Below are 18,975 nucleotides of genomic sequence, written 5' to 3' on the forward strand. Positions count from 1 at the left end.
AAGGTTCATGCTGATGATCGCTGCCAATCGCCGCTCATTCCTCAAGCTTGCCGTGGGCACAACGTTGACGATGCCCGCTCTTTTGAGACCGGCATTAGCGCGCGCAACCAGCGTGACGGTTGCCTCGCTCCTTAGCGAAGATAAGCCAGAAACAAAGATTTGGAGGCACATCCAAGAGCAGGTTGAGGCAAAGCTGCCAGGGCGCTTCCGATTCAACATCGTTGCAAACGGTGCGTTGGGCGGAGAAAAAGAAGTGGCTGAGGCCAGTCGGCTCGGATCTGTTCATGCCAGTCTGTCCACTGTCTCGGCTCTGTCGGGCTGGGTGCCGGAATTGCAGGTGCTGGACCTGCCGTTCCTGTTTCGCGATGGAGATCACCTTCGTCGCGTGGTGACTGGACAAGTGGGCGCTGACTTGCGTGAAAAACTGAAAGCGCAAAATTTTTTTGCATGTGATTTCATCGATTACGGTGCACGCCATCTGCTGACAAAAGAGCCTGCAATGGCGCCGGAAGATATACGTGGCAAGCGCATTCGCGTCATTCAAAGCCCGCTCCACACAAAACTCTGGAGTTCGTACGGTGCGGCCCCAGTCGGGATCCCGATCACAGAAACCTACAATGCGCTTTCCACAGGCGTGGCGGATGCAATGGATCTCACCAAATCTGCCTATGCTGGCTTCAAGCTTTACGAGGTTGTTCCTTATCTGACTGAGACGGCCCATATCAGGGCATCTGGCGTCGTTTATTTTTCCGCCACGTTCTGGAACAGGTTAAATGCGCAAGAGCAGGAAGTTCTCTCTGCCGCTGCGCAATCGGGCGCTCACTATTTCAATCAGTTGATGACTGAGGACGAACTACGCTCCATGGAAACGGCCAAGCAGAACGGTGGCCATGTATTGGAACCGCAAAATCTGGAAGCTTGGCGCCAAGGGGCGCAATCCGTTTGGCAGGATTTCGCGTACGCAGTTGGTGGCATGGAAAAGATCAGTGCGATAGCGGCATCATAGAGGCCGTATTTTGCATACTGCGTTCGAAGCGGTTACCAATTCTCCATGGCTGATGACACTCATTTTCCCGATTCGATGGCGGAGCCATCTTCCGTGCCGACGGCGCGCATGCTGGCTTGGGCGAAGAATTCTGCGGCCTATCGCCTCTCCAAGCGCATGATGACAGAGAAGCAGTTGGCGGACGCTATAAGCCGGAAAGCAAAGCAGAAGTTCGAGGATATTTCGGACGAGCAGGTGTCCGCTTTGGTCCAGGTGGCCGTAACGTTTGGCTACGATGTGAAGGCGCTGGATGACACGGCGTATGCGCATGTTCGTGCGCGCTCCTCACAACGGGTTGGAAAGTCCAAAAGGGTCATTCGGCAAACTCTGGTGCAGAAAGGTGTATCCCGAGAGATTGCGGATGAAGCCACCAGCGATGCCGACGATCTCCAATCCGCAGTCATCTATGCCCGACGCCGCGCTTTCGGTCCATTCAGACGCGTAGCAGTGGACGAAAAGCAGAAAGCCAAAGAACTCTCCGCTTTCGCCCGTCAGGGATTTTCCTTTGAGATTGGAAGCCGGATTTTCTACATGGACCGTGATGAGGCGGAGGAACTTCTGATCGATAGGCCAATGTTCTAAGTAGGCGCAGAGGCTTAAAGGGTCACCATAATCCGACAAATAATTTTATATATAAACATCAATAGCATAAAGATATTTTCCTTGAGTTTTCAGGGGTCTCCCACCGGGACCTCGTCGCGAGGCGAGGGCTTTTCTAAAGGAGCCATTAACCTTTATTTTTTACTACATAGTGGTGCCATTTTGTACGCGGTCGGTATCATGCAGTTTAATAGAACGAACTATTCCAATCCCTCCGAGAACGAAGCTTCGCAGGATCACGATCCTCGCGAGCAGTTTTCGCACGAGGCAAAGGTGACACCTGCCGTTGATCCCAACCAGGCCAATGTTGCCCAAGCGCCTTGGCAGGCGGCTTTCAAGCTTGCACCCAATGTACGTTTTACGCGTACGCCGGAAAGTGCGCTGGCAAAGTCCAAGCAACGAGCAGAAGTAGGCCCGGTTGCGCCAGAAGAGCGTATGCCAGCGGCGCAAAGCAGATTGGTTGAACCACTGGATATGAATGCCGCACAACAGCCGCGCGCCGAAGCGCTCGCACCGGAATTGTTGGTAAATGCTTTGCAAGGTGCGGCTCAAGCCATGCAGCAGCCAGCCCTGCCGACCGCTCCCAAGGTTAAACCGCAGCCTTCCCCGCGTGCGCTCATCGTGAAGCGTGCGCGGCCAAATTATAATCCTGTTGAGGAAGCGGTCGCTCCGGTTCAAACCGTTCATGAACCTCTTCCAGCGCCTGTTCAGCCGGTCGAAGCAGTGCCAATCGCGCTCGGCGCAGCCGATACTCCGATCTCGCAGCCCGTTTCTCCCTGGTTGTCGGACTTTGCTTTCTTTGAAGGTGGCTTCGATGCATCTGTGCTTTTGGAGCCAGCCCAGGCATCATTTGCTATGTCGCAACAGTCTCTACAGCCTGTCATTGCTCCTTCTCCACAGCCTCGCTTCCCTGGTCGACGTCCAGCACAAATCATTCGTCAGCCGCTCCCATCGCTGCGGGATTCTGTTGTCTCGCTTTATCGGGAAGTTCGCCGTGTCGAACCTTCCGCTCCGGTGCAGCAGATTGTTGACGCGCCGAAGGCGGAGCCTGAAGCTGAGGCGCGTCCTGTGTCTCCGCATCAAATCACGCCGGTTGGAGGCACGCCTCCCTTCATGCTAACGCAGCCATGGGCGCCTTTGCTTCCTGTGCAGCCTGAAGCTGCGCTGGAGACGGCTGTCGCGTCTGAAGCTCTTGACATTGTGGGTGAGCAGCCTGCTGTTATTGCTCCGGTGACGCCTGCTCCTGTACGCAACATAGTTTCCATCAGCCCGCGCGCTCAGGTCGGTCTGCCGGGACTGGGTGATATTCGCACCGTTCGCCCAAGCGATGAGACATATGAGTTCCCGCCGATTTCCCTTTTGCAGGAGCCATATGGTCAGCAAACTGAAGCGATGCAGCCTGATACGCTGCAGCAAAGCGCAGGCTTGCTGGAAAGCATTCTGGAAGATTTTGGCGTCAAGGGTGAGATTATCGATGTCCGCCCGGGTCCGGTTGTCACTCTGTATGAGTTCGAACCTGCGCCCGGCGTGAAGTCCTCTCGCGTAATCGGCCTTGCAGATGATATTGCCCGCTCCATGTCTGCGCTTTCGGCTCGTGTCGCTGTGGTGCCTGGACGCAATGTGATTGGCATTGAACTGCCAAATGCAGTTCGTGAAATGGTATTCTTCCGCGAGCTTATCGAGTGCGAGGATTATTGGGAAACCAAACACCGTTTGCCGCTTTGCCTTGGTAAAACTATTGGTGGTGAGCCGGTCATTGCTGAACTGGCCAAGATGCCACACCTTCTGGTCGCGGGCACCACGGGCTCCGGTAAATCCGTTGCGATCAATACCATGATCCTGTCGTTGCTCTACCGCCTTCGTCCGGAAGAGTGCCGCTTGATCATGATCGATCCGAAGATGCTGGAGCTTTCTGTTTATGACGGTATTCCGCACCTGTTGACGCCAGTGGTCACTGACCCGAAAAAGGCGGTGCTTGCCCTGAAATGGGCCGTGCGAGAAATGGAAGATCGTTACCGCAAGATGTCGCGTCTCGGTGTGCGGAACATTGATGGCTACAACACACGGGCGGCACAGGCGCGGGAAAAGGGTGAGACGATCACAGTCAGTGTTCAAACCGGGTTCGACCGCAATTCGGGTGAGATTGTCTACGAAGACCAGGAACTCGACCTTTCACCAATGCCTTATATCGTCGTCGTCGTCGATGAGATGGCTGACCTGATGATGGTGGCTGGCAAGGAGATTGAGGGCGCAATCCAGCGTCTGGCGCAGATGGCACGTGCTGCGGGTATCCACCTTATCATGGCGACCCAGCGTCCATCGGTCGATGTTATTACCGGCACGATCAAGGCCAACTTCCCCACGCGCATTTCCTTCCAGGTGACCTCCAAGATCGACAGCCGTACAATCCTTGGCGAACAGGGTGCGGAGCATCTGCTGGGGCAGGGCGATATGCTGCACATGGCAGGCGGCGGACGCATCATGCGCGTTCATGGCCCATTCGTTTCAGATGCCGAAGTCGAGCATGTTGTAACGCATCTCAAGGCACAGGGCCGTCCGGATTATCTGGGCACTGTCACGGAGGATGAAAGCGAGATTGACGATGAGGCTGATGATGATGCAGCCGTTTTCGATCGCACCGGAATGGGCTCTGAGGATGGCGATGATCTTTACGAAAAGGCTGTGAAGGTGGTGATGAAGGATCGCAAGTGCTCCACATCCTACATTCAGCGGCGTCTTTCCATCGGTTACAACCGTGCAGCATCCTTGGTGGAGCGCATGGAACAGGAAGGTCTCGTCGGTCCCGCAAACCATGTGGGCAAGCGCGAAATCATTGCTGGTAAAGCCGGTCCAACGACGGATGATTGAGTAAATAGTGATGAGACTGTCAAAGTAGCGTGGCTACTGTTGTCAGGCCTTTATGAAGCTAAAGTAACACACTGAGCGAAAGTTTGAGGGGGCGGGCTGCATAAGCTCGCCCTTCTTTCGTTGGCCCTTTATTCGGGAACCTATATATGTCGTCCGTTATAACGCCTTCCGCTGCTCGCGTGCTGCGGAACATTTGATCACGATGACAAGCCTCTGATGGAACGCAACCTACTGAGTTATATCTGGAAGCACACCCGGCGGCAGCAGGTGTTTGTGCTCGCCATCGTGTTGCTATCCATGATTCCGTATTTTGCCGCCTTCGACCTGCCCAAACAGATCATCAATGGGCCCATCCAAGGAAGCGGCTTCGAGACGCCTGACTCGACAGAGATCTTCGGTGCCTTCGAACTTTCCGTGCCTTACACTGGCTTGAGCTACCATTTTCCCGGGTTTGAGCTGAACCGCATGTCGATGCTGATGGCATTGAGCGGCGTATTTCTGCTGCTCGTGGTCATCAATGGCCTCTTCAAATTCTACATCAACACCTACAAAGGTCGACTGGGCGAGCGGCTTTTAAGGCGTATCCGCTTCGAATTGGTCGATCGGGTTTTGCGCTTTCCGCCCAGTGCGCTCAAGCAGGCGCACGGGGCAGAAGTTTCCACAATGGTGAAGGATGAGGTGGAGCCGTTTGGCGGCTTCACCGGGGATGCCTTCGTGCAGCCGGTGATGCTGGGTGGACAAGCCGCCGCTGCACTATTCTTCATCTTCCTGCAAAGCCTCTGGCTCGGCTTGATTGCTTTCGTCATGGTAGCGATTCAGGTGGGCATTATTCCGAAAATGCGGCGGCGGCTTATCGACCTAGGTCGGCAGCGGCAGATCACGGCACGCCATCTGGCTGGCAAGGTCGGTGAGATAGTCGATGGTATTGATACCATTCATGCCTATGACACCAGTAATTACGAGCGGGCAGATATCGCGCGTCGCCTGGGTCATATTTATAAGATCCGCTATGAGCTTTATCAGTGGAAGTTTCTGGTCAAATTCGTCAATAACTTCCTGTCACAACTCACGCCGTTCCTCTTCTATTCCATTGGCGGTTATTTCGCACTGCGCGGTTCATTGGACGTTGGACAGCTAGTGGCTGTTATCAACGCCTATAAAGACTTGCCGGGTCCGTTGAAGGAATTGATCGACTGGGACCAATCGCGTCAGGACGTTCAGGTAAAATATGAGCAGGTGCTGGAGCAATTCGAACCGGGCCAACTGGTTGATCCCGCCCTCCACCAAGTCAGCCCTGTCACGCCGACCTACTCGGCAGATGCGGTCATCGTCCAAAACCTGATCGTCGCAGACGGCAGCGGCGCGCGCACGCTGGACAACGTAAGCATGCGAATTGAGCGCGGTGAAACGGTTGCGCTCATCGACAATTCCGGCAATGGGGCGGAAAGCCTCGCTGAAGCACTTGCTCGTATCGTCTGGCCTGTTTCGGGGCGGGTGACGCTCGGAGACGCGGACATATTGGAATTGCCGGAGGCCGTGTCGGGAAGGCGTGTGACTTATGCTTCCGCAGATGGATATTTTTTTCACGGTAGCCTCAAGGATAACTTGCTCTACGGGCTAAAACACGCACCGACGACGACGGTTAGTTATTCGGGTGAAGATGCTGCCACGCGCCGTTGGGAGGTTCGGGAAGCAGAGCTTGCCGGAAACTGTTCCTATGACCTCAACGCGGACTGGATCGATCGGCGATCTACCTCCGTCCTCAAAGGGTTTGACGACGATCTTAAACAGTCTCTTTTGCGCGCACTGGATGCCGTGCAATTGACATCTGACGTTATGGAGTTGGCGCTACATTCCTACCTGGACCCGGAAGACAATCCTGGGCTTGCAGAACGGGTTGTTGAATTGCGCCACGCCCTGCGTGAGGCGCTTCAGGCGGAAGGCGCTGCCAATATTGTCGCTCACTTTGATCCATCCGCCTATAATGTGGAAGCGACGGTGGCGGAAAATCTGTTGTTTGCAGCGACACGTATGTCAGGCGCGACAGATCGTGACGTGACAGATAGCGAATATTTGTTCGAAGTCTTGGAGGCGACACGCCTCTTTGACATGCTTTATGCCATGGGTTTGAAAATTGCCGAGGATATCGTCGAAATATTTGCCGATCTGCCGCCGGAGCATCCCTTCTTCCAGCAGCTGGAGCGGATAACTCCAGACGATATTGCCCAGTATCAGCAGCTTCTTCAACGTATGCAATCCCGCGGCGATGCCACGATGTCGGAAGAAGAAGCTCGATCAATCGTTCGGCTCAGCCTCCATTACATAGAGCCGCGCTTTCGCTTTGGCGTGCTGACACAGGATATCATGGATGCGGTTGTGGCGGCTCGCGACAACTTCTATGCCAATCTACCGACTGAACTACAGGATCGCGTTGAGCGCTATGATCCGCATCGGTACATGGCCGCTGCAACGCTCAGAGAAAATGTTCTTTTTGGAAAACTATCGCATCGGGTAGCGGATGCGCCGGCACGAATTCGCAAGATTGCTGGCGAGATCATGCGTGAAAAAGGCCTTTTTGAGAGCTTTATCGGGCTTGGTTTGAGTTTTGAAGTGGGAACCGGCGGGCGCCGATTGACCCTTACCCAGCGTCACAAGCTTAGCCTTGCGAGAGCATTGGTGCGCCGATCCGATTTCTATGTCTTTAATCGGGCTCTTCCGGGGCTGGATCGACGTGTTCAGGAGGAAATTGTTAAGTCTGTCCTCGATTTTCTGAGGGAACAGGACAATGACCCCACCATTATTTGGGTTCTCTCAAATACTTCTCTGTCACGATTGTTTCATCGAGTGGTCGTATTTGACCGCGGTAAGGTCGTGGAAGACGGAAGTTTCGAAACCCTTGACCGGGAAAGTGGAATATTCAAATCGCTGGTCGCTTGATGTGAGCTTGGCTGGCGGTGATGGGAGTAACCGGTTTCATGTTGCTGAAGGACGAAGTGGAACTGCTGCGGAAAGTCCCGTACTTTAGCCGTGTTGATCCGTGTAAGCTTAAACTTCTGGCATTCGCTTCCCAGCGCATATGCTATCAGCCTGGAGAAGTACTTTTCCGTCAGGGCGAAACGTCTGATGCCGCCTTTGTGGTGCTGGATGGCTCGGTTCAAATCACGCCCACGCAAGACGCGCATGACGTTGGCTGCATCGGCAGCAGTGAGATGCTCGGAGAAATGTGCCTGCTCTCCGATCAGCCGCGTGCTGCCACAGCAACTGCCAAAACAGTCGTTGAAGTGCTGCGGATAGGGCGAGATTGCCTCCTGAAGCTCGTGACGGATAACCCCAGAATGAGCTTTGAAATCAGCCGTGTGCTGGCCCAGTCGCTTCGCGACAGAGTAGGGCGGTTTGGCGAAGAGGCAGTCTCCGCGGACCAGCAATCATTCGCCAATTAAGCAACAACCCGCAGACAGGCTGTCAACGCCGACGATAATAGAAATAGCGGCCTTCGGCGATTGAGGGCAACCGCGGCAACTCTTCGAGATCGGCGTGAATGAGCGGTAATCCGCTGACGGCAATGCCGCCATGGGCAAGAATGTCCACCACCAATTGCGGAAGCCAGCGAAGCGTTAGCGCATCCTTGTCGTCGTATCCTGTCCCGATATCGGCATGAACCAATGCAGCTTCGGCCCCTATAAAGGCTCGCGCCGTTTCGTTGATCTCACCTTCCACAAAATCTTTCGCATCGGGCGTGGCGGACGCATGCGAGGCTAGCTTGCGATCGAAGGCCACAATGCGCCGGTTGGGAAAGTTTTCCCGCAGATGGCTATAGGTACGCCCATTGCCTAATCCCACCTCCAGTACGATACCATCTGGCAGCGCGAGATGATCGCGCACATGATTGAGCAGATCGCGTTGCGCACTCATGCGATTGATGAAGCTATCCAGTCTGCTCAACAGCTTGATTCCTTGAAATTTCGCCGCTCAGGCTTTGACAATATTGTCCGAGGTGAGGCCGCGGCGCGCAAAAACATTGCGGGTGTCGACAACCAGAGGCACCCGTGATGCCAAGGCAGCATAGTCAATATCATCATGATCCGTTGCGATGACAGCTGCATCGAGTTTCGACAACATGTCCGTACTCAACGTGCACGAACGCCGGCCCTTCAGATGTCCGTACTCCCGAGTGCGCGGCACTTCATCAATAAATGGATCGTGAAATTCGACCTCAGCGCCGCGTTCTATCAACAGTTCCATCAAACGAAGCGATGGGCTTTCCCGAATGTCCGGCACGTTCTTTTTGTAAGCCAAACCCATGATGAGGATGCGGGAACGGCTCAAAGCCTTGCCAAGGCGCCGATCCAAGGCTTCAGCCAACTTTTCGACTACATAGCGTGGCATGGATGTATTGATCTCGCCAGCGAGTTCAATGAAGCGCGTTGGCTGTTCGAATTCACGCGATTTCCATGTCAGGTAAAACGGATCGATGGGAATGCAATGGCCGCCAAGTCCGGGACCGGGATAGAATGGCATGTAGCCAAATGGTTTTGTCTTCGCCGCTTCGATCACATCCCACACGTCAATACCCATCGCATCGTAGACAAGCTTCAACTCATTCACGAGCGCAATATTGACCGCACGAAATATGTTCTCCGTCAGCTTTACAGCTTCGGCAGTGCGAACGCTGGAAACAGGCACGATTGTATCGACCACCGCGCCATAGAAGGCTTGCATCATGCTATCGGCGAGGTCTCCATCTCCGGCAACAACTTTGGGAATGGTGGATGTATTGAAGTCGCGATTGCCGGGATCTTCACGTTCAGGCGAATACCCAAGGTAGAAATCCTCACCAGCCTTCAAGCCTGTCTTTTCCAAGATAGGACGCATCACCTCTTCGGTCGTGCCGGGGTACGTCGTTGATTCAAGAACGATCAGTTGCCCCTTGCGCAGTGTCTTGGCAATTTCGGTGCAAGTGTTTTCGACATAGGAAAGGTCGGGGTCTCGGTAACGGGTGAGCGGCGTTGGAACGCAGATCGCGATGACATCGCATTCCTTTAATCGACCGAAGTCAGTGGTTGCAGAGAACCGATTGGAACTGGTTTCTGCCGCCAGTACATCATCCGCCACCGCTTCGATATAACTTTTTCCCGCATCGATCCGTAGGATCTTCTCCGGGTCGATATCGAAACCGAGTGTCTCGAAGCCAGCCCGTGAAATGCTCATGGCCAAGGGGAGACCAACATAGCCGAGACCAATAACGCCCGCCTTGATTTTCTTGTCGCGAATGGCCGCGATAAGCGGGTGATTCTGTTCCGGTTCGTGTTTCACACGGGTCTCCGCAATGTTGTCTTTGTGAGCGATCAGTTGAGGTTCGAAAGCGCTTATGTCAAGTGCGTCGCATATGTGGGCTCGCGCAGCCGGAAACAAAAAGAGCCGCGCCCTCTTGCAAAATGTGGCTTGGATGCGCCTATCTCCGCCTATGAAGATTGCTTTCTATGCGCCGCTGAAATCCCCTCATCATCCTGTGCCATCCGGCGACCGCCTGATGGCTCGCCAGTTGTGGCGTGCGCTGGAAATGGGTAGTCATGAGGTGCGACTTGTGTCTGAGTTGCGGAGTTTTTCCGCAACACCAGATGTCGACAAAGAGCTTTATACATCTGCCGATCAAGAAATCTGCAGGATCGCGACTGATTTTGAGATTAATGGCAAACCAGACCTGTGGTTTTGCTATCACCCTTATTACAAAGCGCCTGACCTTTTGGGACCAGCGCTTTGCCGGAAATTCGACATTCCTTATGTGACCGCGGAAAGTTCCTATTCACAGCGTCGCAACATTGGTGATTGGGCTCGTTCGCAACATGAAGTGCTCGAAGGAATCCGGCTTGCTGCGCTTAACATCTGCCTGACGGAGCGGGATCGCCTTGGCTTGTTACAGGCGGAACCGACTGCAAACTGCGCCTATGTTCCGCCGTTTATCGATGCAGAGCCCTTGATCGAACGCGATTATAAGCCTGTCGCTCATCATCTTATGACGGTGGCTATGATGCGGGAAGGCGATAAGCTTTCCAGCTACCGGGCTTTGGCCCGGGCGCTATCACTCATATCTGATGAAGACTGGACACTGACGGTGGTCGGCGACGGACCCATGGGAGATGCAGTCCGAGCTGCGTTTGATGCGTTCGGTGAACGGGTTAGATTTCTGGGACAGTTGGCACCTGAGCATGTCGCTGAGGTATTTGAAGCAGGATCGATCTATCTTTGGCCAGGCCATGGAGAGGCCTATGGCTTGGCCTATCTTGAGGCACAAGCAGCCGGCTTACCTGTTGTGGCAGAACGGGTCGCGGGCGTGCCGGAAGTGGTGCACCATGAGCAGACTGGTTTGCTGACACCGGCTGGCGACAAGGAAGCATATGCCCAGGCGATCAGGCGCTTGCTTCGCGACGGAATCTATCGAGACCGCCTTTCAGCACAAGCGCGAGAGGTTGTGATGGAACGTCACTCGCTGATGGCTGCATCACGCACCGTAAATCGGCTTTTGGCAGAGGTATTGGGATCCGGGAATGAGTGAGATTGAGTGGTTGAAAGAGCTGGATAGTCTGGCCGAAGCAGGCAAGACAATCAACCTGTGGCTGCGAGATGACGATGCGGTAGATGTTACGCCGCCGTTGGAGCGCCTGCTCACCTTGACGGAGGCACATGGTGTGCCGCTAACTTTGGCTGTCATTCCCGAAAAGACCGGGTTTTCACTGGCGCAGCATTTAACTGGCTACCCCAAGGTCACTGTCGCGGTCCACGGCTGGTCGCATCTGAGTTTTTCAAAGCCGCCCGCCAAGACGCAAGAACTGGGCGACGAGAGGCCGCTGCCTGTGGTGTTGAACGAGGTGCAGGCGGGATTGCAAAAATTGAAGGCTCTGCATGGCGTTCGGTTTCAACCGGTTATGGTGCCGCCGTGGAACAGGATCTCATCCAAAATAACGGAGCAGTTGCCCAAGCTAGGTTACGAGGCTTTGTCCGTATTCGGTCGTGAGAAAGATGCGGCCTTGCCGCTCGTCAACACGCACGTCGACATTATAGACTGGAAGGGAAGTCGCGGTGGGCGCGGTCTAGAAGCGGTCTACGCCGATCTGCTAGCCTATACCAAAGAGCCGGTGCCCGCGCTTGGCATTTTGACCCATCACCTGGTTCACGATGAAAACGCCTGGCATATTCTTGAGCGTGTATTTCAGCAGACAAAGCGCCATCCTGCCTGCCGCTGGCGCTCTCTGGCTGACATCATGCCTGCCTGAGGCTCACCAAGACTTCCAGCCGATCAATAAGCCGGCTTTCTCTTGAGCGGCTTTTCGCTGGATTTCTTCAACAGCCTCAATTGGAGCGCGGCGCGGCAAACTCGCGGCAACAATGGAAGCATCCGGCACACTAAAAACCGTCTGGCGGAAAAGCAGCGTCATGATCAAAGGTCCGGTAGACCACCACGCAGGCCCGTCCGGCAAGCGGCGCGTTGCCTCTGGCAAAATATCAAGAAGCCGCGAAAAAATGGGATGGCGCGGCGGCGCGGCGATAAATGAGTTGGTTAGCAACAGACTGCCCACGCCTGTTTCTCGTGGTGTGTCTTCGGCTAAGGCCGTAAGCCCGATCAGCGGAAGAAGATCAGCAAAGCTTGCGCAGTCGCGGGCGGGGTACCAATCGCAATCCAGATAGATTCCGCCTTGCGCATGCAGAATGAAATAGCGAGCCACATCCACAGCGCCAGGAAAATCGCCTGCTTCCATCATATCGAGAAAGGCAGGATGACGCTGAACGCCGAGCGCCTCCAGATCGTTCTCCCGCCAAAGTTTATAGGCGAAGCCGTTTTTGTCCGCATGTTCCTGCCATTGTGAAGCGGCGTGCGGAACGGGCAGATGTCCCAGCCAAATCTGATGTATAATGTGCGGCACCGGCTGGCGGTTGAACGCATTCATCTCCTGGCGTTCGTCAGGGGAAATGACGCATAGCGGAAGAAGCACATCATGCTGTGGGACCAGATGATGCTGAAGGCCAGTTCTGGCAACAATATCACCGCGCTTTTTTGCGATTTTCAGCATGGCGGAATGCACCTTCCGGGGCCAGCCCAGCAAGGTGAGGCTACCCAATCGCGCTGCGAGCCCGTCCACGTTGGAACTGACGATCTGCCTCAATGCCTTTTCGGCATCGTCGAGCCTGCCTGCTTCAATCAAATGCCGTGCTGTCTCCAGCGTTTGGCGCGCGTCTTTGGAGCTGAGGCTATCTTTCGTCATCTCTGTTCTTTCGATGGCGGCGAATTATATGTCTAATTTCAGATACCAGGCAGAATTTGCTGGAAACGTCATCTTCCCGAAATGTTTGCACTGCACATGCCGAACTGCGCCAATTCTTTTAGGCATTCAAGATAGACAGAGGCAATATGCTGCGTTACGGTCGACCAAAAGAGTGGGAACCTGCCTTATTGCATTTTGCAATCAAGGTATCCGGGAATAATAGTGAATGACAGAGCAGTCGGATTTGCTCCGCGTTGAGGGGCTTTCCGTAACCTTTCCCTTGTGGGGCGGCAGTATCCATGCGGTCAAAGACATCAGCATGCGCATACAGCCTGGAAAGGTAACGGCACTGGTTGGCGAATCTGGCTCGGGAAAATCCGTGCTAGGCCGTGCTATCATGGGTATTGAAGCGCCTGCCGCTCAAACACTTGGAAAGGTCATTTTCAACGATCCTGATACCGGCGAGTCCATTGACTTGCTGTCTCTCCCCCATGAGGGGCGAAAGATGCGTGTCATTCGTGGCAACCGCATCGGCATGATCTTCCAAGAGCCGATGACCTCATTCTCTCCGGTTCACACAATTGGCAATCAAATCGAAGAGGTTCTGAAGACACACACTGTGTCGTTACCCAAAGAGCGGCGGGAGCAGTGCGAAGAGATGCTGTCTCTCGTCGGCTTTGCTGATCCCGGCCGCGCCTTCGATATGTATCCGTTCGAACTGTCGGGCGGCATGCGCCAGCGTGCGATGATTGCGATGGCATTGATCTGCCGTCCATCGCTATTGATCGCGGACGAGCCGACAACCGCACTTGACGTGACGATTCAGGCGCAAATCCTCAAATTGTTGAGGGACCTGCAATCGCGGCTTGGCATGGCTATGCTCTTGATCACGCATGATCTGGGTGTCGTGGCGTCCATGGCGGATGAGGTGGTGGTTGTCTATCGTGGTGAGGTGATGGAAAGCGGCCCAGTGGACGCGATTTTCCGAAATCCCGGTCATCCGTACACCAAGGGACTGATGGCAGCCGTGCCGGACTTCGAGATGCCGCGCGACGCAAGATTGAAGCCTCTGCGCGAGATCGAGGTCCACGCTGCGGGGTTGGTGGATCGCCGGGAGCAGAGGAACGCCTCGTCGGATGTTGTTCTCAGTGTGCGTCACGTTTCCAAATCGTTCATTACCAAACGCAGTGCTGGCTTTGGATCATCTCCGAAAACACTCGCGGTGAACGATGTCAGCTTCGATATCAAGCGTGGAGAAACGCTCGGTCTGGTTGGCGAGAGCGGCTGCGGAAAGACGACCCTCAGCAAAATACTCATGCGCGGTGTATCTGCGGATGAGGGGGAAGTATCGTTCCAGTCAGAAAATGGACCGATTGATGTTTTGCGCGCTAAAGGCGATGAGCTGAACATCTTGCGTCAGCGAATCCAGATGGTGTTTCAAGACCCCATTTCTTCTCTGTCTCCCCGCATGACTGTTCGTAACATCGTCGGTGAGCCGCTTCAAATTCACAGTCGTGGAGATAGCAGCAAGCGGCTCGAAGCCGTTCGGCGTCTGATCAAGGCCATTGGCTTGCCGGACAGCACCATGAGCCGTTATCCGCATAGTTTCTCAGGCGGACAACGCCAGCGCATCGGTATCGCGCGTGCCTTGGCGCTTGGCCCGGACTTGCTCATCTGTGATGAGCCGGTATCAGCGCTAGATGTGTCGATCCAGGCCCAGATCCTGAATTTGATGAAGGATTTGAAGCGGGACCTTGGACTTACCTACCTCTTCATTTCGCATAATCTTGCTGTAGTGAACTATATGGCGGATCGCGTGGCAGTTATGTATGCGGGCCGTATCGTTGAGATTGCGCCTTGCGACATTATCATGCGCAATCCGGTGCACCCCTATACAAAGAAGCTTCTGGCTGCCGTGCCAACGCCTAATCTCGATAAGCCTTTGGACTTTGCCGCAATTGGTCAACCCAGTGCTGAAGCGAAGAAGCTCTGGGCAAGGCAGTTTCTGGAGGAAACACCGGGCGATCTCGCCCATGCAGACTTAGGGCAGGGGCATCTGGTTTTAGCTCGCCGCAACGTGGATGTGCGGGAGTTGCAGTCATGATCAAGCGCCGCCATGTTCTTGGTCTTCTCGCGGGCTCTCTCATTCCTGTCAGGAGCTTTGCCGCTTATCAAGACTCCGATTACTTCAAGACAGTGAAGGGTCCAGAGCCGCTTCCGCCAGTGGAAGAGAGGCTTCCGAAGGTCCCCCGCGTCGTCAAACTAAACGAAGGCGGCAAAGCGGCGGGCCGCCATGGCGGCACCGTGCGCATGTTGATCGGCGGTCAGCGCGATATTCGCTATATGCCAATCAACAGTTACGCGCGACTGGTTGGCTATGACGAGCACCTTCAACTGCAACCGGATCTGGTTGAAAGCTACGAGGTCAGCCAAGACAGGATCTTTACCTTCCATCTTAGGGAGGGGCATCGCTGGTCCGATGGAAGCGAGTTTACCGCCGATGACTTCCGCTATGTGTGGGATGACATGTTCCACAATAAGAAGCTTTATAAGGGCGGCGTACCTGCTGGTTTGAAGGTGAACGATAAGCCGCCACGGTTCCAAGTGCTGGACCGTTTGACGATACGATATAGCTGGGATGATCCAAATCCGGATTTCATGGCCGATATTGCCTCGCCATCTCCCGTGCGGTTGATGCATCCAGCCGCGTATCTCAAACAGTTTCATGCAAATTATCAGGACAAGGATAAGCTTGCGAGCCTGATCAAGGAACAGGGCGTTGAGGATTGGGTGGCTCTGCACCAAAAGATGTCACGTACTGTGCGACCGGAAAATCCCGATCTTCCGACACTTGACGCATGGCGGCCGAGAACTGCGCCTCCTGCCGGTCGCTTCGTTTTTGAGCGTAATCCCTATTATCACCGCGTGGATGAGAACGGGTTGCAGCTGCCATATATCGATCGCATTTTGATGGACGTGAGCTCATCTGACCTGATTGCCGCCAAAACGGGTACGGGTGAAAGTGAGCTTCAGTTTTCCAACCTAGACTTCGCCGATTACACCTTCCTCAAAAATGCAGAGCAGCGGTACCCACTGACAGTCGATCTCTGGAAGCGAATTCAGGGAACGCGCGTCTGTCTCATGCCCAACTTGAACTGCAAGGATGAGGTATGGCGGAAGCTATGGTGGGATGTGCGCGTTCGGCGAGCGCTTTCCCTTGCCATCAATCGTCGTGAGATCAACAAGGCCGCCTTCTTTGGATTGGCGCGAGAAAGCTCGAATACGATCCTACCGGAAAGCCCCTTGTTCAAGGCCGAATACAGAGAGGCATGGTCTGCCTATGATCCGGCACTTGCAAGCAAGCTACTGGATGAAGCGGGCTTGGACCGCAGAGGAAGTAGCGGCGAGCGCCTGCTTCCCGACGGTCGCTCTGCGCGGATAATCATTGAGACCGCTGGCGAAAATACCGTCGAAAGTGATGTCCTGGAGCTCATCCGCGACCATTGGTATGAAGTCGGGATCAAGATCTTCGTGCGCGTGTCGCAGCGCGAATTGCTACGTCGCCGTGTAAAGGGCGGCGAAACGATTATGACGGTAGCGCAAGGCCTTGATAACGGCGTGCCGACGGCGGATATGTCGCCGAAAGAGCTTGCTCCTACATCGGACGACCAGATGCATTGGCCACTCTGGGGCCTTTATCATCAGTCTGCCAACAATGATGGACACCCGCCAGAACTTCCTGAAGCCCTCATGCTCTACAAGCTGTTTTCGAACTGGCGCGCTGCCGGCGATCATGAGACGCGCGAGAGGATATGGCACGAGATGCTGAATCTCTACACGGACCAGGTTTTCACCATCGGCACGGTCAACGCTACCTTGCAGCCAGTGGTTCATTCAAGCCGCCTGCGCAACATTCCGAAGGATGGCCTTTACGGCTTTGATCCCATGTCCTATCTCGGCGTCTATATGCCGGATACTTTCTGGTATGACGACCATGCGTGAGATGCTTCGTTACATCGCGTGGCGCTTCATGGTGATGATCCCCACGCTGATCCTCATTTCCATGTTGATCTTCACCATTATCCAGCTTCCTCCTGGCGACTACTTCGAGAGTTACGTGGAGGAATTGAAGGCTATCGGCGAGAAGGCCGACATGCAGGAGATTGAGGATCTGCGTGCCCGTTACGGCTTCGATAAACCGATGCCGATCCGCTACTTGAACTGGGTAGGTGGCATGGTGACGGGCGATTTCGGCTATTCTTTCGAATACCGGATGCCAGTGTCCGATGTGGTCGGTGATCGCCTCTGGCTCACCATCATGGTTTCGACCGTGACAATCATACTCACATGGTTGATCGCATTCCCTATAGGGATCTATTCCGCCACACACCAGTATAGCTGGAGCGATTACGGGCTTACGCTTCTAGGGCTTATTGGTCTGGCTGTTCCCAATTTCGTGTTGGCGCTCGTTCTGATGTATCTCGCAAACATCTGGTTCGGCACCTCCATTGGCCATTTGATGGATCAGAAATATCTCTCAGCTCCCATGAGCTGGGACAAGTTCAAGTCCATTCTGGAGCATCTCTGGATACCTGTCATCATCATCGGTACGGCGGGTACTGCATCAATGGTGCGACGTGTGCGCGCCAATCTCTTGGATGAATTGCATAAGCAATATGTCATGACTGCCCGCGCAAAGGGGTTGCACCCGTTCAAGGTGCTGATGAAATACCCCTTACGAATGTCGCTGAACTTTTTCATATCCGACATCGGTTCGATCCTGCCAACCGTTATTTCCGGTGCGGAAATCACCGCGGTGGTTCTGTCATTGGAGACAACCGGTCCAATGCTTATTCGTGCTTTGCAGAGCCAGGATATGTATCTCGCTGGCTCCTTCCTGATGTTCCTCGCTTTCCTGACCGTAGTCGGGGTTCTCGTTTCCGATATTGCTCTTGCTATCCTTGATCCTCGTATCAGGTTGCGCGGAGGGAGCACGAAATGAGTAATAGCCATCCAACTAGCGAAACCACTTTGCCGCATTACGTTCGTAACGCACCGTTCGATCCTTATGCAGACGACAACGCCGGTGCATCAACGCTTGATGAGGCTTCTCAATTGCGATTGATGTGGTGGCGTTTTAAACGCCACAGGCTGGCGCTGATTTCCGGTATCGCGCTTCTGCTTGCATATTTCGTGATCGTGATCGTGGAGTTCCTGGCACCTTATAAGGTCCATACCCGAAATATCGATCACATATTTGCACCGCCCCAATCAGTGCATCTGTTTCATGACGGCAAGCTTGTTGGGCCTTTTGTCTATGGTTTGAAAATGAACCTCGACATGACCACGTTGCGTAGAGTCTATAGCGAAGACACAACGAAGGTTCAGCCGCTCCGCTTTTTCTGCCACGGTGAGCCCTACAAGTTCTGGGGACTGGTGGAGGCAGACTTTCACCTTGTTTGTCCGGCAGAAGATGGTCAGTTCTTCCTGATGGGCACTGATCGTCTTGGCCGCGATATCTTTTCACGCATCCTTTACGGAGCGCGGATTTCGCTTACCATCGGTCTTTTCGGCGTCGTCACCAGCTTCGTTCTTGGCATCGTCATTGGTGGGCTTGCTGGCTATTGGGGTGGCTGGTTCGACTTGATCGTGCAGCGCGTGATTGAGATGCTGCATTCTATCCCGACCATTCCGCTTTGGCTGGCGTTGGCTGCCATCATGCCAGCCGATTGGAGCCCACTGCTTGTCTATCTCGGTATTACCTTCATCCTCGGCCTCTTGGATTGGACGGGATTGGCGCGCGCTGTGCGATCTAAATTGCTGGCGCTGCGAGAAGAAGATTATGTTCTTGCGGCACAGCTTATGGGTGCTAGCAGCGCACGCATCATCGGTCGCCATCTTGTGCCGGGCTTTATGTCGCACTTGATTGCGAGCGCCACACTCACAATTCCCAGCATGATCTTGGGTGAAACCACGTTGAGCTTCCTTGGGCTGGGTCTACGCCCGCCGATAACCAGTTGGGGTGTGCTGCTTACTGAAGCGAGATCGGTCAGCGTTCTGGCGCTTTACCCTTGGCTTCTTTTGCCAGTGGTGCCGGTAATTTTTGTCATCCTCGCCTTCAATTTTTTGGGCGACGGGCTTAGAGATGCTGCTGACCCCTATAAGTAAATGCTCACGGATGGCGCGGGGGAGGCGTTTTCCGGC

General features: G+C 54.4%; 14 protein-coding genes. 11 read left to right on the plus strand and 3 right to left on the minus strand.

Going from position 1 to position 18,975, the window contains the following annotated elements:
* Positions 1-13 precede the first annotated feature (13 nt).
* The 5 genes from AC0JZ1_RS01880 to AC0JZ1_RS01900 all read left to right on the plus strand — a co-directional run bounded on the left by AC0JZ1_RS01880 (position 14) and on the right by AC0JZ1_RS01900 (position 7,953).
* Positions 14-1,006: a TRAP transporter substrate-binding protein gene (locus AC0JZ1_RS01880; RefSeq protein WP_471880904.1), complete on the plus strand. Its 993-nt coding sequence runs from the start codon at positions 14-16 to the stop codon at positions 1,004-1,006.
* 45 nt (positions 1,007-1,051) lie between these two features.
* Positions 1,052-1,627 (plus strand): recombination regulator RecX, encoded by a 576-nt coding sequence (recX, locus tag AC0JZ1_RS01885; RefSeq protein ID WP_471880745.1) that lies wholly within the window; start codon positions 1,052-1,054, stop codon positions 1,625-1,627.
* Positions 1,628-1,825: 198 nt separating this feature from the next.
* Positions 1,826-4,513 carry a DNA translocase FtsK gene (locus tag AC0JZ1_RS01890; RefSeq protein WP_471880746.1) on the plus strand — a complete coding sequence of 896 codons (2,688 nt, stop codon included), beginning with the start codon at positions 1,826-1,828 and terminating at the stop codon, positions 4,511-4,513.
* A gap of 216 nt (positions 4,514-4,729) precedes the next feature.
* The gene (locus AC0JZ1_RS01895) at positions 4,730-7,450 is read left to right on the plus strand and encodes an ABC transporter transmembrane domain-containing protein (protein WP_471880747.1); all 2,721 of its coding nucleotides are present in this window, start codon (positions 4,730-4,732) and stop codon (positions 7,448-7,450) included.
* 38 nt (positions 7,451-7,488) lie between these two features.
* Positions 7,489-7,953: a cyclic nucleotide-binding domain-containing protein gene (locus tag AC0JZ1_RS01900; protein ID WP_471880748.1), complete on the plus strand. Its 465-nt coding sequence runs from the start codon at positions 7,489-7,491 to the stop codon at positions 7,951-7,953.
* A gap of 22 nt (positions 7,954-7,975) precedes the next feature.
* Here AC0JZ1_RS01900 and AC0JZ1_RS01905 read toward each other — a convergent pair whose 3' ends face one another.
* Together AC0JZ1_RS01905 and AC0JZ1_RS01910 are read right to left on the minus strand one after the other, a co-directional pair.
* A complete protein-coding gene (locus AC0JZ1_RS01905; protein ID WP_471880749.1) occupies positions 7,976-8,455 on the minus strand; it encodes a class I SAM-dependent methyltransferase in 480 nt (159 codons plus the stop codon).
* A 27-nt stretch (positions 8,456-8,482) separates the two neighbouring features.
* On the minus strand, positions 8,483-9,826 hold the full coding sequence (locus tag AC0JZ1_RS01910; protein WP_471880750.1) for a nucleotide sugar dehydrogenase: 1,344 nt from the start codon (positions 9,824-9,826) through the stop codon (positions 8,483-8,485).
* 151 nt (positions 9,827-9,977) lie between these two features.
* Between AC0JZ1_RS01910 and AC0JZ1_RS01915 the strand changes: the two genes are divergently transcribed.
* Positions 9,978-11,066 carry a glycosyltransferase family 4 protein gene (locus tag AC0JZ1_RS01915; protein ID WP_471880905.1) on the plus strand — a complete coding sequence of 363 codons (1,089 nt, stop codon included), beginning with the start codon at positions 9,978-9,980 and terminating at the stop codon, positions 11,064-11,066.
* Positions 11,059-11,784, plus strand: coding sequence for a polysaccharide deacetylase family protein (locus AC0JZ1_RS01920; RefSeq protein WP_471880751.1), 726 nt, complete (start codon positions 11,059-11,061; stop codon positions 11,782-11,784). The genes AC0JZ1_RS01915 and AC0JZ1_RS01920 overlap by 8 nt, the downstream gene beginning before the upstream one ends.
* A gap of 3 nt (positions 11,785-11,787) precedes the next feature.
* On the opposite strand, the gene AC0JZ1_RS01925 is transcribed toward AC0JZ1_RS01920, so the two are convergent.
* A complete protein-coding gene (locus AC0JZ1_RS01925; RefSeq protein WP_471880752.1) occupies positions 11,788-12,771 on the minus strand; it encodes a glycosyltransferase family 32 protein in 984 nt (327 codons plus the stop codon).
* A 226-nt stretch (positions 12,772-12,997) separates the two neighbouring features.
* On the opposite strand from AC0JZ1_RS01925, the gene AC0JZ1_RS01930 reads away from it, so the two are divergent.
* Genes AC0JZ1_RS01930 through AC0JZ1_RS01945 form a run of 4 tightly spaced genes read left to right on the plus strand, consistent with a single transcriptional unit; the run spans position 12,998 to position 18,939 of the window.
* The gene (locus tag AC0JZ1_RS01930) at positions 12,998-14,875 is read left to right on the plus strand and encodes an ABC transporter ATP-binding protein (RefSeq protein ID WP_471880753.1); all 1,878 of its coding nucleotides are present in this window, start codon (positions 12,998-13,000) and stop codon (positions 14,873-14,875) included.
* Positions 14,872-16,773 (plus strand): ABC transporter substrate-binding protein, encoded by a 1,902-nt coding sequence (locus AC0JZ1_RS01935; RefSeq protein WP_471880754.1) that lies wholly within the window; start codon positions 14,872-14,874, stop codon positions 16,771-16,773. The genes AC0JZ1_RS01930 and AC0JZ1_RS01935 overlap by 4 nt, the downstream gene beginning before the upstream one ends.
* 1 nt (position 16,774) lies before the next feature.
* Positions 16,775-17,773, plus strand: coding sequence for an ABC transporter permease (locus tag AC0JZ1_RS01940; protein ID WP_471880906.1), 999 nt, complete (start codon positions 16,775-16,777; stop codon positions 17,771-17,773).
* Positions 17,770-18,939, plus strand: coding sequence for an ABC transporter permease (locus tag AC0JZ1_RS01945; protein ID WP_471880755.1), 1,170 nt, complete (start codon positions 17,770-17,772; stop codon positions 18,937-18,939). Before AC0JZ1_RS01940 ends, AC0JZ1_RS01945 begins: the two co-directional genes overlap by 4 nt.
* Positions 18,940-18,975 lie beyond the last annotated feature (36 nt).

The sequence above is a fragment of the Affinirhizobium capsici genome (assembly GCF_977018625.1).

Coding starts and splice junctions, on each gene's coding strand:
- AC0JZ1_RS01915 (WP_471880905.1), top strand. CDS start 9,978: ATGAAGATTGCTTTCTATGCGCCGCTGAAATCCCCTCATCATCCTGTG.
- AC0JZ1_RS01890 (WP_471880746.1), top strand. CDS start 1,826: ATGCAGTTTAATAGAACGAACTATTCCAATCCCTCCGAGAACGAAGCT.
- AC0JZ1_RS01930 (WP_471880753.1), top strand. CDS start 12,998: ATGACAGAGCAGTCGGATTTGCTCCGCGTTGAGGGGCTTTCCGTAACC.
- AC0JZ1_RS01925 (WP_471880752.1), bottom strand. CDS start 12,771: ATGACGAAAGATAGCCTCAGCTCCAAAGACGCGCGCCAAACGCTGGAG.
- AC0JZ1_RS01940 (WP_471880906.1), top strand. CDS start 16,775: ATGCTTCGTTACATCGCGTGGCGCTTCATGGTGATGATCCCCACGCTG.
- AC0JZ1_RS01880 (WP_471880904.1), top strand. CDS start 14: ATGATCGCTGCCAATCGCCGCTCATTCCTCAAGCTTGCCGTGGGCACA.
- AC0JZ1_RS01945 (WP_471880755.1), top strand. CDS start 17,770: ATGAGTAATAGCCATCCAACTAGCGAAACCACTTTGCCGCATTACGTT.
- recX (WP_471880745.1), top strand. CDS start 1,052: ATGGCTGATGACACTCATTTTCCCGATTCGATGGCGGAGCCATCTTCC.
- AC0JZ1_RS01920 (WP_471880751.1), top strand. CDS start 11,059: ATGAGTGAGATTGAGTGGTTGAAAGAGCTGGATAGTCTGGCCGAAGCA.
- AC0JZ1_RS01900 (WP_471880748.1), top strand. CDS start 7,489: ATGTTGCTGAAGGACGAAGTGGAACTGCTGCGGAAAGTCCCGTACTTT.
- AC0JZ1_RS01895 (WP_471880747.1), top strand. CDS start 4,730: ATGGAACGCAACCTACTGAGTTATATCTGGAAGCACACCCGGCGGCAG.
- AC0JZ1_RS01935 (WP_471880754.1), top strand. CDS start 14,872: ATGATCAAGCGCCGCCATGTTCTTGGTCTTCTCGCGGGCTCTCTCATT.